General features: G+C 66.1%; 19 protein-coding genes. 11 read left to right on the top strand and 8 right to left on the bottom strand.

Features of this window, described 5'->3' with window-relative positions:
* Nucleotides 1–86: 86 nt before the first annotated feature.
* On the bottom strand, nucleotides 87–896 hold the full coding sequence (locus VPH47_RS20450) for a uroporphyrinogen-III synthase (RefSeq protein WP_197611587.1): 810 nt from the start codon (nucleotides 894–896) through the stop codon (nucleotides 87–89).
* 35 nt (nucleotides 897–931) lie between these two features.
* On the opposite strand from VPH47_RS20450, the gene VPH47_RS20445 reads away from it, so the two are divergent.
* The 5 genes from VPH47_RS20445 (at nucleotide 932) to VPH47_RS20425 (ending at nucleotide 4017) form a co-directional block, all read left to right on the top strand.
* On the top strand, nucleotides 932–1399 hold the full coding sequence (locus tag VPH47_RS20445) for a YiiD C-terminal domain-containing protein (RefSeq protein WP_110710704.1): 468 nt from the start codon (nucleotides 932–934) through the stop codon (nucleotides 1397–1399).
* A gap of 32 nt (nucleotides 1400–1431) precedes the next feature.
* Complete coding sequence (locus VPH47_RS20440; protein ID WP_110710705.1) at nucleotides 1432–1857, top strand: hypothetical protein; 426 nt, start codon at nucleotides 1432–1434, stop codon at nucleotides 1855–1857.
* 57 nt (nucleotides 1858–1914) lie between these two features.
* The gene (locus VPH47_RS20435) at nucleotides 1915–2352 is read left to right on the top strand and encodes a rhodanese-like domain-containing protein (RefSeq protein WP_004153552.1); all 438 of its coding nucleotides are present in this window, start codon (nucleotides 1915–1917) and stop codon (nucleotides 2350–2352) included.
* 100 nt (nucleotides 2353–2452) lie between these two features.
* The gene (gene secB, locus VPH47_RS20430) at nucleotides 2453–2971 is read left to right on the top strand and encodes a protein-export chaperone SecB (RefSeq protein ID WP_005407596.1); all 519 of its coding nucleotides are present in this window, start codon (nucleotides 2453–2455) and stop codon (nucleotides 2969–2971) included.
* A 20-nt stretch (nucleotides 2972–2991) separates the two neighbouring features.
* On the top strand, nucleotides 2992–4017 hold the full coding sequence (locus VPH47_RS20425; protein ID WP_197611586.1) for an NAD(P)H-dependent glycerol-3-phosphate dehydrogenase: 1026 nt from the start codon (nucleotides 2992–2994) through the stop codon (nucleotides 4015–4017).
* Between the two features lie 87 nt (nucleotides 4018–4104).
* Here VPH47_RS20425 and VPH47_RS20420 read toward each other — a convergent pair whose 3' ends face one another.
* The gene (locus VPH47_RS20420; protein ID WP_368851685.1) at nucleotides 4105–4581 is read right to left on the bottom strand and encodes a DUF4440 domain-containing protein; all 477 of its coding nucleotides are present in this window, start codon (nucleotides 4579–4581) and stop codon (nucleotides 4105–4107) included.
* A 113-nt stretch (nucleotides 4582–4694) separates the two neighbouring features.
* Between VPH47_RS20420 and VPH47_RS20415 the strand changes: the two genes are divergently transcribed.
* A complete protein-coding gene (locus tag VPH47_RS20415; protein WP_368851684.1) occupies nucleotides 4695–5360 on the top strand; it encodes an Ivy family c-type lysozyme inhibitor in 666 nt (221 codons plus the stop codon).
* A 60-nt stretch (nucleotides 5361–5420) separates the two neighbouring features.
* Here VPH47_RS20415 and VPH47_RS20410 read toward each other — a convergent pair whose 3' ends face one another.
* The 5 genes from VPH47_RS20410 to VPH47_RS20390 form a co-directional block, all read right to left on the bottom strand.
* The gene (locus VPH47_RS20410) at nucleotides 5421–5795 is read right to left on the bottom strand and encodes a hypothetical protein (protein ID WP_110710708.1); all 375 of its coding nucleotides are present in this window, start codon (nucleotides 5793–5795) and stop codon (nucleotides 5421–5423) included.
* A 471-nt stretch (nucleotides 5796–6266) separates the two neighbouring features.
* On the bottom strand, nucleotides 6267–6557 hold the full coding sequence (locus VPH47_RS20405) for a hypothetical protein (RefSeq protein ID WP_110710709.1): 291 nt from the start codon (nucleotides 6555–6557) through the stop codon (nucleotides 6267–6269).
* A 210-nt stretch (nucleotides 6558–6767) separates the two neighbouring features.
* Nucleotides 6768–7460, bottom strand: coding sequence for a L,D-transpeptidase (locus VPH47_RS20400; RefSeq protein ID WP_180860412.1), 693 nt, complete (start codon nucleotides 7458–7460; stop codon nucleotides 6768–6770).
* Nucleotides 7461–7617: 157 nt separating this feature from the next.
* Nucleotides 7618–7890 (bottom strand): hypothetical protein, encoded by a 273-nt coding sequence (locus tag VPH47_RS20395; RefSeq protein ID WP_010487149.1) that lies wholly within the window; start codon nucleotides 7888–7890, stop codon nucleotides 7618–7620.
* Nucleotides 7891–8101: 211 nt separating this feature from the next.
* Nucleotides 8102–9052 carry a DUF2268 domain-containing putative Zn-dependent protease gene (locus VPH47_RS20390; protein WP_368851683.1) on the bottom strand — a complete coding sequence of 317 codons (951 nt, stop codon included), beginning with the start codon at nucleotides 9050–9052 and terminating at the stop codon, nucleotides 8102–8104.
* A 206-nt stretch (nucleotides 9053–9258) separates the two neighbouring features.
* Here VPH47_RS20390 and VPH47_RS20385 point away from each other — a divergent pair, with 206 nt between their 5' ends.
* The 4 genes from VPH47_RS20385 to VPH47_RS20370 all read left to right on the top strand — a co-directional run bounded on the left by VPH47_RS20385 (nucleotide 9259) and on the right by VPH47_RS20370 (nucleotide 11549).
* Nucleotides 9259–9834 carry an Ax21 family protein gene (locus VPH47_RS20385; RefSeq protein WP_004134798.1) on the top strand — a complete coding sequence of 192 codons (576 nt, stop codon included), beginning with the start codon at nucleotides 9259–9261 and terminating at the stop codon, nucleotides 9832–9834.
* A gap of 123 nt (nucleotides 9835–9957) precedes the next feature.
* On the top strand, nucleotides 9958–10725 hold the full coding sequence (locus tag VPH47_RS20380; RefSeq protein WP_368851682.1) for a DUF6597 domain-containing transcriptional factor: 768 nt from the start codon (nucleotides 9958–9960) through the stop codon (nucleotides 10723–10725).
* Nucleotides 10726–10793: 68 nt separating this feature from the next.
* Complete coding sequence (locus VPH47_RS20375) at nucleotides 10794–11162, top strand: VOC family protein (RefSeq protein WP_368851681.1); 369 nt, start codon at nucleotides 10794–10796, stop codon at nucleotides 11160–11162.
* 60 nt (nucleotides 11163–11222) lie between these two features.
* A complete protein-coding gene (locus VPH47_RS20370) occupies nucleotides 11223–11549 on the top strand; it encodes a hypothetical protein (protein WP_164162368.1) in 327 nt (108 codons plus the stop codon).
* An 87-nt stretch (nucleotides 11550–11636) separates the two neighbouring features.
* On the opposite strand, the gene VPH47_RS20365 is transcribed toward VPH47_RS20370, so the two are convergent.
* A complete protein-coding gene (locus VPH47_RS20365; protein WP_162621983.1) occupies nucleotides 11637–11777 on the bottom strand; it encodes a hypothetical protein in 141 nt (46 codons plus the stop codon).
* A gap of 285 nt (nucleotides 11778–12062) precedes the next feature.
* On the opposite strand from VPH47_RS20365, the gene VPH47_RS20360 reads away from it, so the two are divergent.
* On the top strand, nucleotides 12063–13037 hold the full coding sequence (locus tag VPH47_RS20360) for a Dyp-type peroxidase (RefSeq protein ID WP_368851680.1): 975 nt from the start codon (nucleotides 12063–12065) through the stop codon (nucleotides 13035–13037).
* The last annotated feature ends 70 nt before the right edge of the window (nucleotides 13038–13107 follow it).

Genomic DNA, 13107 nt, shown 5'->3' with positions numbered 1-13107 from the left:
ACGTCGCCGGTCGAGGGCCGGCAGGCCGCGTTGTGCACAGCATCACTGTTGCCGACGGCAGCGGCAAGCGTGACCCACGTCCCTGTTCAGGTCGCTGCCGGGACGGTGAGCGTGGCGTGTGCAGCCGCCACCAGCTGCGCGGTGGTGGGGCCGGCCGCACGCACAACGTGCTGCAGGCCCAGTGCCCGGGCCTGTTCGCCGAGGCGATCACTGGCCACCACCGCAGTCGCGCGCGCCTGCAATCGCTGCCGCAATGCGGGCGGAAGCTGCTGCCAGAAATGCTGCAGCGCTTCGCCACTGCTCACCGCCAGCACCCACGGCTGCGCGGAATGCGCCAATCGAGCCAGCGTGCGGGGCGGCAGGCGCAACAGGCGGCGCTGGTAGACGTCGGCGCGTTCGATCGTGGCGCCCGCCGCCTGCAGCTGCGCGGCAATCAGTCCGCGGCCACCGGGGGCGGTGACCAGGCCGATCCGCAGGCCCTGCACGTGCGCCAGTACCGGCAGCGCCAGCAGGCCTTCGCTGTCCATCCGCTGCGGTGCGTGCACCTCGGTGATGCCGTGCGCCTGCAATGCGCGCGCGGTGCCTTCGCCCACGGTCAGCCACGGGCTGCGCTGCGCCTCGGCCAGCGGCAGCAGGGAAGCGGCCGCGGCAACGGCGGCCGGGCTGGTGAACACCACCCGATCGCAGTTCAGCGCGCGTTGCAGCTGGCGCACCACTGGCGTGCCGTGCAGGCGCTGCAACCGCCACGGTGAAAGCGCCAGTACATGCCCGCCCAGCCCAGCAACGGCGCGGCGCAGCGCCACATGCTGGCCCTGCGGGCGCAGTGAAACGAGGGTCCAGCCCGCGTCGGAACCGGCGGCGCCAGTGGGTATCGTATGGTCGGCCATTGCCTGCATTATGCGGGCCCTTCGTTGTCGTGGTCGCTGCTCCAATGCCCGTTGATGCCCTGACTTCCTCGTTGGCCGCCCTGCAGGACGTGCTGGACTGCATGCCGGCGGTCCGCGCCATGCAGATCCAGCTCGACGGCTATGCAGATGGCGTGCTGCGCATCACCGCGCCGCTGGCCGCCAACGTCAACGACAAGGGCAACGCCTTCGGCGGCAGCCTGGCCTCGGTGCTGACCCTGTCCGGCTGGGCGCTGGTCAGCCTGCGCCTGCGTCTGGCCGGCCACGACGCCGAGGTCTACGTGGCCGACAGCAACCTGCGCTATCTGGCACCGGTCTACGAAGACCTGCACGCCCATGCCGAGGCGGCCGAAGCCACCGGCTGGGATGCCTTCCTGAATACCTTCCGCCAGCGCCGCAAGGCCCGTATCAGCATCATCGCCACCCAGCCCGGTGCCGATGGCAAGCCCGCCGCCGAGTTCAGCGGTCGCTTCGTTGCCTTCGCCAAAGGGTAGGATGGCAGGCTGACGTTCTGGGGAATCCACCGATGCGCCGCCTGATCCAGTTCCTGATCTGTTCCCTGCTGCTGGCCAGCGCCGTGGCCTCGGCCGACGACCTCAGCCGCAAGCAGCGCAAGCTGCTGGAAGAGACCCAGATCGCCTACGGGGCGACCATCCGCTGGGGCAGCATGGACGATGCCATCGGCTACCTCGACCCGAAGCTGCGCAAGGAAAAGCCGCCCACCGAGTTCGAGCTCAACCGCTACGCGCAGCTGCGCGTGTCGTCCTACCGCGAGCGCAGCAGCGCCTCGCTGGACGGGGGCCAGGTCGAGCGCCGGGTCGAAATCGGGGTGATCAACCAGAACACCCAGGCCGAACGCACCGTGGTGGTGGTCGAGCGCTGGCGCTGGGACCCGGAGGCCAAGCGCTGGTGGCAGACCGCTGGCCTGCCGGACCTGTGGAAGGGGCAGTGACGGGCCGCGTCCGGCTTGTGCGACAATCGGCGCCCGCTTAATCGACCCGTGACCTGAGTGAATTACGAAGAGTTGCTGGCCTTTGCAGGCCGAAACCCGATGCTGTCCGCGGCCCTGGTCGGCCTGACCGTGGCCATCATCGTCACCGAGATCCGCCGCCTGTTCCGGGGCTTCAAGGGCATCAAGCCCGCCGAACTGACCCAGCTGATGAACGCGGGCGGCACGGTGGTGGTCGACCTGTCGGCCAGCGGTGACTTCGAGAAGGGCCACATCGCCGGCAGCCGCAACGCCCAGGCCAGTGCCTTCGGCCCGGACAACAAGCTGGTGGCCAATGCCAAGCAGTCGCCGGTGGTGCTGGTGTGCCGCAGCGGCAACGCCTCGGAAACCGCCGCCAAGGCGCTGAAGAAGGCCGGCTTCGAGAAGGTCTACGTGCTCGACGGCGGCATTCCCGCCTGGCAGCAGGCCGAGCTGCCGCTGGTCAAGGGCCGCAACTGATTGCCGCAGGTGGCGGATCCGGCCTTGTATGGGCCTGATCCCGCCCCCATCGCAGTAGTTCGACCATCGTTTTCATTGCATTCACCTGGAGTTACTGGAAATGTCCGAAGAGATCACCAACGGCGCCGCTGCGCCGGTCGATGCCGCCACCGGCCCTGCTTTCACCGTCGAGAAGATCTACGTCAAGGACGTCTCCTTCGAGTCGCCGAACGCTCCGACCATCTTCAATGACCAGGTGCAGCCGGAACTGCAGCTCAACCTGAACCAGCAGGTGCAGCGCCTGGGCGAGAACGCCTTCGAAGTCGTGCTGGCCGTGACCCTGACCTGCCAGGCCGGTGAGCGCACCGCCTACGTGGCCGAAGTGAAGCAGGCCGGCGTGTTCGGCCTGGTCGGCCTGGACCCGCAGTCGATCGACGTGCTGCTCGGCACCCAGTGCCCGAACATCCTGTTCCCGTACGTGCGCCAGCTGATCAGCGACCTGATCCAGGCCGGCGGCTTCCCGCCGTTCTTCCTGCAGCCGATCAACTTCGAAGGCCTGTACGCAGAAACCCTGCGCCAGCGCCAGGAGCAGGGCGACGCACCGTCGCTGGCTGACTCCGAGCCGGCTGGCAACGCCTGATTCCTGCCGCGACGTCACGGATGAGCACTACCGCTGACAAGATCGCCGTGCTGGGCGCCGGTTCCTGGGGAACCGCGCTGGCCAGCCTGCTCGCACGGCACGGTCACTCGACCGTGCTGTGGGGGCGCGACGCTGCCATGGTCGAGGCCATCGACCAGCGCCACGAGAACCCGCGCTACCTGCCGGGCATCCCGCTGCCGGACAGCCTGCGTGCCACCACCGACCTGGCGTCGGCGGTGGAAGGCGCGGCCTGGATCCTGGTGGTGACCCCGTCGCACGCGTTCGGTGAAACCGTGCGCGCGCTGGCGCCGCTGCGCCCGGCCGGTGCCGGCGTGGCCTGGGCCACCAAGGGCTTCGAACCCGGTTCGGGCCGCTTCCTGCATGAAGTGGCGCGCGAAGTGCTGGGCGAGGACGTGCCGCTGGCCGTCGTCACCGGGCCGTCGTTCGCCAAGGAAGTGACCCAGGGCCTGCCGACCGCGATCACTGTGCACGGCGACGTGCCCGAGTTCGCGCAGACGGTGGCCGAGGCGATGCATGGCCCGGCGTTCCGCGCCTACACCGGCGACGACATGGTCGGTGCCGAGCTGGGCGGCGCAATGAAGAACGTGCTGGCGGTGGCCACCGGCGTGGCCGATGGCATGCAGCTGGGCCTCAACGCCCGTGCCGGCCTGATCACCCGTGGCCTCAACGAGATGCTGCGCCTGGCCGCTGCCATCGGTGCCAAGCCGGAAACGCTGATGGGCCTGGCCGGTCTGGGCGACCTGGTGCTGACCTGCACCGGTGACCTGTCGCGCAACCGCCGCCTGGGCCTGGCCCTGGGCCGTGGCCAGACGCTGCAGGATGCCGTGCGCGAAATCGGCCAGGTGGTCGAGTCGGTGCAGACCGCCGACGAAGTGATGCGACAGGCGCGCCGCCATGGCATCGACCTGCCGATCTCCGACCGCGTGCGTGCCGTGCTGCACGGCGAGCAGACACCTGAAGAAGGCCTGCGCGCATTGCTGGCGCGGGAACAGAAGCCGGAGTATCCGGACACGCTGTTCAAGTAAATCGAAAAACCCCGGCCACGTGCCGGGTTTTTTCTGCGCGCCCCATCCACGCATGGCGTGGATCTACCTCGGAACCTGCGGCGTCCATCACCGCGCCCGCGGCGGCGCGTTGCCGTTGTCCATGTCCGAAAAGATCAACCAGGGTCCATCGCCCACACGCTTCAGCGTCAGCGTGAACTTGCCGATGTCTCCTACGGTGTTGCCATAGGTGTAGGCACCGATGATGTAGCCAACGTTCCCCTCCACCGAGTACGCCAGCGCACGCAGCCGCAATGGGCTGCCGCCCTGGCCGGCATAAGCGGCTTCGATCGCACTGCGTCCACGCACCGGCGGCTGGTTGCTCTGCAGCACAAAACCATCCTCGGCGAACAGCCCGGCCAGCGCCCTGGCATCGCCCGTGCGCCACGCCTGCTCGTAGTCGCGCAGCACGCGGTCCAGCGGCGCGGGCAGGGCTGCATCCGGGAGAGGCTGTGCAGGCTTCGCGCCTTCAGCATCGTGGGCGATGGCCGGCGATGCCAGCAGCAGGGCACTGCAGAAGATCACGGCGAGTCGTGTGCGGCGCATGCATCCAAGCCCTGGCGATGAGGGGAAGTGGCGAACCATCCTAGCGCGCCGCTGGTTAGAATCACGCAGCCGCCCGCGTGGCGCCGGCACCGCAGATCAGACAAGGACACGGAATGAAGATTCGAATCACAGGGATGGCACTGACGGTCGCACTGCTGGCCGCCTGCGGACAGGCACCGGCACCCGATGCAGCACCAGCCGCACCGGCACCGGCCACCGAAGCACCTGCAGCCACGGCAACGGTGGTCGAGAAGGCGCCGTCCATCGAAGACGGCGTGGACCCTTCGGTGTGGGACAACGAAGGCGAACCGGAAGACCCGAGCGCCGGCGGCGAACTCACCTGCGCGGACAACCCGCTGGCGACGCATTTCTTCACCCTGGTGGGCGGCAATACCGTGGACGACTGCGGCCGCAAGGACCCGAAAGTGCTGGCCGCGTTCAACGCCCTGATGAAGAACACGGCGGCGGCCGAATCCGCCGACAAAGAGATTCCGTCGCTGCGCGAACGGCTGCTGAGCGGACCCAGCGGGCCCGGCGAGCTGGTGGTGCTGCAGGGCGAGCCGTGGTGGTTCTATACCGCCTGCCAGGCCCACGACTGCCCCGGTACCGCGTTGGCGATGCTGTATTCGCCCGATCAGTCGAAGATGGTCGGCCGTCTTACCTCGCGCTGCCGTGTGTGGTGGCTGGGTGAGCCGACCGCGGAACAACGTGAGCAGATCGAACAACGCCGGCCACTGCAGGATGCCGCGTTGAAGGAAGACAGCGCGCTCTGCGAGTGATGTGGCGCCCGCTGCAGCGCCGGGCCATGCCCGGCGCAACAGCAGGCGATGTTCCCGGTATCACCCTTCCGGCCGCATCCGCATGCCGATCTGCGCGTTCAACGCCAGCGAGGCCATGGCCAGCCCTTCCAGTACGCGGTCACCCACGTATTCGCTCTCCGCACCGTTCTGCCGAACACGCTCGGCGGCCAGCAGCAGTTCCAACGTTACGCGCTGGCCCGCCACGGCACAGTCCGCATCCCCCATCGCCATGCGCCGGCCGGGCATCTGATGACGTTCGGGCCAGGGCTGGCCATCGGCGGCAGCTCCTTTGCCGATGCGATGGAGCGTGGCGACGAAGGCGTTCGGATCGGCCGCAGGTGCCTGGTCTGACGGCTCACCGGCATTGGCGGGCGAGTGATGTGGATGCAGGCGAGGGAAGTCCGGTGTGGTCATGGCAATGCTCCGTGCAGGACAGACGGTAGCCGCCACGCAAAGGTGGCGGGCGGAGACGTGGCTCGAAAACCGGGCGCTTGTTGAAACCGGCAGGCACAAGGCCTCCACGCTCCGCCCGCCATGACCGGCAGACGGATTGCCCGCCGGCGCCACGAGGGGTGACGCCGGCGGGCAAGCGTTGTCAAACAAGCGCACGGGTTTTCGAAGCCCGGCCATCCTTTTTCGATGGCACGTCATCTGTACGCGTGCTGCTGCGCGGTGCCAATCAGAACAGTTGCATTCAATGCTTGATCAAAGACGCTTTTGGCATTCTTGCATGCTGTTAAGCCGTCGCAGACGCAGGCGCCGCAACGGCCGTAGCAGCATGGGGAATATGCGACATCGGTCGAAGTTGATGACGTGGCGTAAGGGTGTCGCACCAAGCCGATGACGACAGAGCGGGGCCGAGAACGCAGTTGGACATCGACAGTGTCAGACCGCCGTCCAGTCGATGATGAGCGGCGAAGAGACCTTCCCCGCGTCGACATCAAAGCACTCGGTGTAGTCACCAAAGAACAGGAATCGATTGCCGCCAGTCACGTCAAAGAGTCGGGTTCCGGCCTCGGCATACTGGGCGGGTGGCAGGGTGGTGGAAACCTGCATGGAACTGAGTCCAGCGGACTTCATCAGCCTGGCAGCATCCTCCGGCGAGATCAGCTGGGGATTGCTTGGCGTACCGTAGGACCAGCCACTGTAGCCATTGTGGACATAGTAGTGCGACATGTTTCACCGCCAGCCGGATGCCGGAACAGGGCCGAGTCGCCCGGCGATATCGGCGTGATTGAAGAGGGGACTGCCAGCCTGGTGTCTGCAATCGACCAGACGCCGGCATCAGCCAATGATGGCACCCAGCGAAGACGCGTGCCGTTGGTTCTGATCGTGCTTGGACAGGCTTGTTCGCGGAGAAACCGCGAGGCAGCATGTCAGCGTGTTCTATCTGCTCGCGCGCCGCGCGCCCTTCTCGCCTTCGTCCTTTGCATCGCCCCGGCTCTGCGCGAATTCCGGGAACGTCTTCGCGATCGAATCCTTGTCCGGCAGGATATAGAACACGCCGCCCTTCTCGAACGTGGACTGCACGATCTGCTCGTAGAACGCGGGCGAGACGTTGATGCAGCCGTGGGTGACGCGGTTGTCGTCCGGCGTGGGCGTTGCCAGTCGCTCGGCGCGCTTTTCCTTCGGGCTGCCCGGCGGCAGCGGGTGCATCGAGACTGCGGAATCGTAGTCCACCCACAGCACGCGCCCGGCATCGTCGGAGGGGCCGTAGCCGCCAATGAAGCGGCCGGCAGGCGTGGTGCGGTCGTGGCCGGGAATCGCGCTCAGTGCGAGCTTGGCGACGCCCGGTGCGGAATGATCGCCGATGGCCGAACCGAACAGCGCCGGCGCCGCGCCCCGCAGCTTGCCGTCTCCACCAAAGACCAGTACCTGCGCAGCCGCCTTGTCCATGATCGCGAACGGATACCCCTGGTTGTCCTTGCTGGCGACCACCCAGCCGGCCAGTTCGATCACCGTCTCGGAGACGCTCTGGTCGGGCGGAAGCTCATCGACCGCGGCAACCGGTTGCGTGGGCGCGTCCTTGTCCTTGTCCTTGGCGTTGGCTACGCCGCTGCACGCAACGGCCAGTGCCACGGCCAGTGCGGCATGGAGGGCGCGGCGTGCAGGGGAGGAGGAAGTACGAATGGGACGGCTCCTTGCAATGCAATCTTGGTTGGAAGGATGCCAGTGGCCGGCGAAGGCCACTGGCTCCCGATACAGAAGCGGATCAATTCAAACGGTGAGGGAGCGATTACCCGCGCGGCTTGCGGCCGGCAGGTGCCCTTTCAAGCTGCTGGACGCGGCCTTCGATCTGGTCCAGGCGCTGATTGGCCTGCTGTGCGGACTGGTTGGCGGACTCCGCGCTCTGCGCAGCACCCTGTACCTTGACGTCGAGCTGATCGAGACGCGAGTTGATGGTTGCAAACTCGTTCTTGTATGAGGCGCAGGCGCCAAGGCTGACGGTGGCGATGAGCGCTACAGCAAGTGCGCGGGCCGTCTTCATGTGTTGCGGGTTCAGGTTCATTGCACTCCCTCCTTCGTCTGGGGAAGCTGGAATATAGCGGCGTTTGTTCCCGGCGCTACCAAGCGCTTTCAGCTGGAATTTGAGTACGTGGAAGCACTGTGAAGCCCGCTTCTGACCCTGCATTAACAAGCGGGATCAGGCGAGCTGGTCCAGACCGGCGCAGCGCCTTGCGCCTGTTCAGAACTGCCAATTCATCAGTATGAAGCGGGTGTCACAACGTCTGCGTTTCCGTGCGTTCGCCGGCAGGACACGCGGGTTGCCATCCGCTCGCGTTGAGCAGTAACGCAGCTGTTTCGGGGCGCACGTCCAGCAACGCGATGATGGCCTTCGTCCTGTCTGGTGCGTGCGAAATGTAGTCGCGGGCAATGCGGTAGCCGATCCAGTAGCCGAGGTCTCCACGGCGAGCGTCATCGCCAGGACCGTTGTAGAGCCATTTCGAAAGATCGGTGCCTGCGGCCTCGTTCGCGAACTCACGCTCCAAGGCGCATTCGCGGCCCTGCGTCCAGCGCTGCAGATGCGCGTTGGCCGGTTGCCCGGAGATCAGCTCGCCCACGTACTCGGCGCCGCCTTCCAGCAGGGTCTGATAGAGCAGGGTGGGCTGCTCGACTTCGACGCTCGCGCCGCGCTGTTGAACGTGCACATATTCATGGGCGATCAGGTGCACGAAGCGGTCACCCACATCGGCCTGCATCCAGTCTGCGTTGCACAGCGCTTCCAGGCCGATGACCACACCTTCTCCGGTGGTAACGCCGCCGCTGTTGCCGCGGCCCACCAGCACCGTGACCGGGGGAAAGCGTGCAGACGGCAACAGCGTGCCCAACTGATCGACGGCCGCGGTGACGCGCGTGCGGATCGTTGGCAATGCTGTCGCGCAGGTTCTCGCTTTTGCGAACAACGCGGGTTTGTCCCGGAGGGCATGGGCAAGGCGCTCCATCGAACCGATACGGCTTTTGGTGAAGCTGCGCAGTGCATCCGTACCCGCATCCAGATAGCCGCGCTGCAGGTCGTCGGCGCTCGGGCGTCCGTGGTTGGCATCCAGCACCTGGAAAAAGCGCGTGACATCGTCTGTCTGCACGACGACGTGCCCGGCAGGAACGACGCGCTCGGTTGCCTGCACTGCGGGCAGGGCGATCGGTGAAGCGATCAGGATCAGGGCTCGCATCAAGCGTCGAGCCTTGCGCCTACACGAAGCTGACAGCAATGGCATGCGGAGTTCCCTGAACGCCAGCCTTATTTATACACCAGTCAGTTCAATATTCAGGGGCGATTAGACCCCCTAACGGATAATTCACACCTGTCGACCGCCTCCTCTCTCTCCCCCTCCCAGGGGGCGGCCGACAAAACCAAAATAATTAAAGGTGTGTCCCGATGAACAAGAATTCGCTGCTTGCCCTGGGTCTTCTGGCTGCTCTGCCGTTCGCTGCATCGGCAACCGATGGCCTGTCGTACAACTACGTTGAAGGCGGCTACGTGAACACCGATGCCAAGGGCGGCGACGCCGATGGCTGGAAGGTGAAGGGTTCCGTTGCGGTGCACCCGAACTTCCACGTCTTTGGCGACTACAGCGCGCAGGAGACCGACAAGTTCAAGAATGACGTCGACCAGTGGCGCCTGGGTGTCGGCTACAACTACGGCATCGCACCGAACACCGACCTGGTGGCCCGTGTTGCCTACCAGAAGTACGACGAGAAGCGCGGCCTTGACTTCAACGGCTACTCCACCGAAGTGGGCGTGCGCACCGCGTTCAACCCGTACGTGGAAGGCTACGTGATGGCCGGCTACGAAGATTTCAGCAAGAAGCACGGCTACAACCCGGACGGCGAGTTCTACGGCCGCGTCGGTGCCACCGCCAAGTTCAACCAGAACTGGGGCCTGAGTGGCGAAGTGAAGCTGGCCAAGGCCGGCGACCGCGAGTGGTTCGTGGGCCCGCGCTTCACCTGGTAACAAACGCCTGTCGTTAGTGCGTGTTGTGCTGGCGTGTGACTCTCTCTCTCTCCCACACGCCAACCGAAGCCCGGCCTCGCGCCGGGCTTCACTTTTATGGGCGCCGGGGCGCCACAATGCGGCATGGGCGATCCTTCTTCCCTCGCAGGTACTGGCACGACCTACCAGGAGCATCCGGCGCCTGCGCCGTTGCGTGGTCACTTCGGCCAGCTGTGGCAGAGCCAGCTTCCTGACGATGCCGATGGGCACATCACCGTATTGCCTGATGGCTGCGTGGACATCCTCTGGCGCGACGGCGCGCTGTTCGTGGTCGGTCCGGACCGGGTGGCCGCACATCCTGCGCTGGCACCCGGTGCGCAGGTACTGGGTGCACGCTTCCGTCCCGGGCAGGCGTTGGCAGCATTGGGCCTGCCGTTGGCCGAGATCATCGGCCAGGCGGTACCGCTGGCTGATCTGAAGGGGCGATGGGCGGTAGAGGTTGCGGCCTCCATCGGCGACACCGCGCCTGCGCAGCGCCTGCAGCGGATGGCGCAATGCCTGCAGCTGCGCATGGGTGCGGCCGCGCTGGATACTCCGGCGCAGCGCGCACACGCCTTGTTCCAGGCGCTCGCCCGTGGGAACGCCACGCTGGATGATATGGCGGCACATCTGAGCCTGAGCCCGCGCAGCCTGCGGCGCTTCAGCCAGTCGCAGTTCGGCTACGGGGTGAAGACGCTGGAGCGTATCCTGCGCCTGCAACGTTTCCTGCGTCATAGCCGCGCACTACCGCAGCACTCGTTGGCGATGCTGGCCGTCGAGGCCGGCTATGCCGACCAGGCCCATCTCAGCCGCGAGGCGCGCGAGCTTGCCAGCATGACCGCACGGCAGCTGCGCCTGGAATGGGGCCGATGATGGCCGTTTCGTTCAAGACCGCCGTGCCGCGCTGACCGAAGCTGGGGTTCCAACCACGGAGCCACGCCATGAGCCATGCAGCCGCCCACGATGCCGAACGCCGCATCGACAACATCGAATTCAACGTTGCCGACATCGCCCGCAGCAAACGTTTCTACGGCGAGGTGTTCGGCTGGCACTTCACCGACTACGGTCCGGCCTACACCGAGTTCGACGACGGCCGCCTGAAAGGTGGTTTCGTTTCCGACGCACCGGTGCGCGCGCACGGCGGTCCACTGGTGATCCTGTACTGCGCGGACCTGGCCGATGCACAGCAGCGTGTAGTCGCTGCCGGTGGCGAAATCGTACAGGCGGTGTTCGCGTTCCCCGGTGGCCGCCGCTTCCACTTCCGCGATCTGGATGGTTACGAGCTGGCGGCCTGGAGTGATGTCGGTTGAAACGTGCCGGGGCACGTCGCGGACCGGGCATACTGGGCCGAGTCCGGAAGAGTACACCGCATGCTGATCCCCATTCCCGCGTATGTGCAGCAGGCCGACGGCAGCACCGTGCAGGTGGTGGTGCTGGACGCAGGCGTGCTCGTGGCGCTGCATGTCCTTGGCTTCCAGGGGCAGGCACCCACCTTGCGTGCTGAAGTGGGCGACGACATCGGCAAAGCTCGTCTGTTCGCTGGCCTGCGCGATCTCGGCGTAGCGTTCTCGGCCGGCCGTGAATGGTGCCCGGCGGAGGTATTTGCCTGGCTTCGCGACCGCGGCCTGCTTGAAGGGCCGTGCCTGCGCATCGCCTGGACCGGTCCGCAGCAGTACTACGTCTGCAGCGACCCGTGATGCGTCCTGGCGGATACGGCGCTAGCGGACCGGCTTGCGATACGCCTCCGGCAGCGTGGCCTTGTACTGTGCCAGCGGTTGCAGCCCCTAGGTCCTGCTGCGTTCGCCGCCGTCGGGAAAGTACCCGCCGCGCTGCAGCAGATCATCGGACTGTCGCGCACATCCGCTGAAATCATCGGCGCCATAGCGATCGAGCTCGGTGAAGAACGGATCGCTCGGCAGCGACATGCCCGTCAAGGGAGATGCTCAACACCAGTGCGAGGGCCACGGTTGTGGCGGGTGCGTGCAGCCACTGCATCGCTGCATGGGACATCGGCGTCTGCCTCCGTGAAGTGCATGGGCCGCTGCCGCAGGCCTCATGGGTGCAGGCTAGCAGCGTCGTGCTCCCGTCTCAAACGGACGCAGCATCGGCTGCGTACTGAGAACCGCTCCGTCGCCGCTCAGGGGCTTCGGCTATGATCGCCCGCACATCGCCCTGCGCGATGCGCCCGCCTCAAGCCAGCAGGAACCGCCGTGAACTCCCAGCCCGCACCGATCACCGCCCTCAACCACACGCTCGACAACGAGCCGCAGCAGATCACCGCACCGCTGACCCATTCGGCCGCGTTCCTGGTGCTGAAGGTGAAGGATGACGAGGCGTCGATCGCCAAGGCGCGCGAGGTGCTGGCCAGCACCGACGACCTGATCAAGAACACCGCCATCCGCGAGATTGAACGCACCTTCACCTGCAACGTGGCCATCGGCCACCGCGTGTGGCAGCCGTTGGTAGGCACCACGCCGCCGCGTGAACTGAAGCCGTTCCGCGAGATCAAGGGTGCCACCCATACCGCCGTCTCCACGCCGGGCGACCTGCTGTACCACATCCGTGCGCGCACCATGGATCTGATCGTGGCGTTCGAGCGCAACCTGCTGATGGCCTTCGGTGATGCAGTGGAAACGGTGGATGACGTGGCCGGCTTCCGCTACTTCGATGGCCGTGACCTGCTTGATTTCGTCGACGGCACCGCCAACCCGGAAGGGCTGTCACTGCCGGAAGCCACCATCGTTGGTGACGAGGACCCGGACCACGCGGGTGGCAGTTACGTGGTGGTGCAGAAGTACCTGCACAACCTCGAGGCCTGGCGCGCACAGAAGACCGAGGCGCAGGAGGCGATCATCGGCCGCACCAAGCACGACAACATCGAGCTGGACGATGCGCCGGCGGATGCGCAGAAGTCGCACAAGACGCTGTGCACCATCGAGGACGCCGACGGCGAGCACGAGATCCTGCGTGACAACATGCCGTTCGCCAATCCGGGCCGCGGCGAGTACGGCACCTACTTCATCGGCTACACCCGTCGGCTGTGGGTGATCGAGACGATGCTCGAGCGCATGTTCATCGGTAATCCTGCGCCGCTGCACGACCGCATTCTCGATTTCTCCACCGCAACCACCGGCGTGACCTTCTTTGCGCCTTCGCGCAAGGTGCTGGCCGACCTGGGCGAGTAACCGCGCCGGCCATCACTGCCCGCCATCTGCCTGTCATCTGCGGCGCCGACCATGGTCCGCTGGATGGAAG

Source organism: Stenotrophomonas sp. WED208, assembly GCF_040984485.1.
GTDB lineage: Bacteria > Pseudomonadota > Gammaproteobacteria > Xanthomonadales > Xanthomonadaceae > Stenotrophomonas > Stenotrophomonas riyadhensis.
Note: the sequence above shows the minus strand (reverse complement) of the source record. Positions and strands in the feature narration are given on the sequence as shown.

Excerpts from the sequence above, each read along its gene's own strand:
- VPH47_RS20450 (WP_197611587.1), bottom strand. The coding sequence starts at position 896 with ATGCAGGCAATGGCCGACCATACGATACCCACTGGCGCCGCCGGTTCC.
- VPH47_RS20445 (WP_110710704.1), top strand. The coding sequence starts at position 932 with ATGCCCGTTGATGCCCTGACTTCCTCGTTGGCCGCCCTGCAGGACGTG.
- VPH47_RS20440 (WP_110710705.1), top strand. The coding sequence starts at position 1,432 with ATGCGCCGCCTGATCCAGTTCCTGATCTGTTCCCTGCTGCTGGCCAGC.
- secB (WP_005407596.1), top strand. The coding sequence starts at position 2,453 with ATGTCCGAAGAGATCACCAACGGCGCCGCTGCGCCGGTCGATGCCGCC.
- VPH47_RS20425 (WP_197611586.1), top strand. The coding sequence starts at position 2,992 with ATGAGCACTACCGCTGACAAGATCGCCGTGCTGGGCGCCGGTTCCTGG.
- VPH47_RS20420 (WP_368851685.1), bottom strand. The coding sequence starts at position 4,581 with ATGCGCCGCACACGACTCGCCGTGATCTTCTGCAGTGCCCTGCTGCTG.
- VPH47_RS20415 (WP_368851684.1), top strand. The coding sequence starts at position 4,695 with ATGAAGATTCGAATCACAGGGATGGCACTGACGGTCGCACTGCTGGCC.
- VPH47_RS20410 (WP_110710708.1), bottom strand. The coding sequence starts at position 5,795 with ATGACCACACCGGACTTCCCTCGCCTGCATCCACATCACTCGCCCGCC.
- VPH47_RS20405 (WP_110710709.1), bottom strand. The coding sequence starts at position 6,557 with ATGTCGCACTACTATGTCCACAATGGCTACAGTGGCTGGTCCTACGGT.
- VPH47_RS20395 (WP_010487149.1), bottom strand. The coding sequence starts at position 7,890 with ATGAACCTGAACCCGCAACACATGAAGACGGCCCGCGCACTTGCTGTA.
- VPH47_RS20390 (WP_368851683.1), bottom strand. The coding sequence starts at position 9,052 with ATGCGAGCCCTGATCCTGATCGCTTCACCGATCGCCCTGCCCGCAGTG.
- VPH47_RS20385 (WP_004134798.1), top strand. The coding sequence starts at position 9,259 with ATGAACAAGAATTCGCTGCTTGCCCTGGGTCTTCTGGCTGCTCTGCCG.
- VPH47_RS20380 (WP_368851682.1), top strand. The coding sequence starts at position 9,958 with ATGGGCGATCCTTCTTCCCTCGCAGGTACTGGCACGACCTACCAGGAG.
- VPH47_RS20375 (WP_368851681.1), top strand. The coding sequence starts at position 10,794 with ATGAGCCATGCAGCCGCCCACGATGCCGAACGCCGCATCGACAACATC.
- VPH47_RS20370 (WP_164162368.1), top strand. The coding sequence starts at position 11,223 with ATGCTGATCCCCATTCCCGCGTATGTGCAGCAGGCCGACGGCAGCACC.
- VPH47_RS20365 (WP_162621983.1), bottom strand. The coding sequence starts at position 11,777 with ATGTCGCTGCCGAGCGATCCGTTCTTCACCGAGCTCGATCGCTATGGC.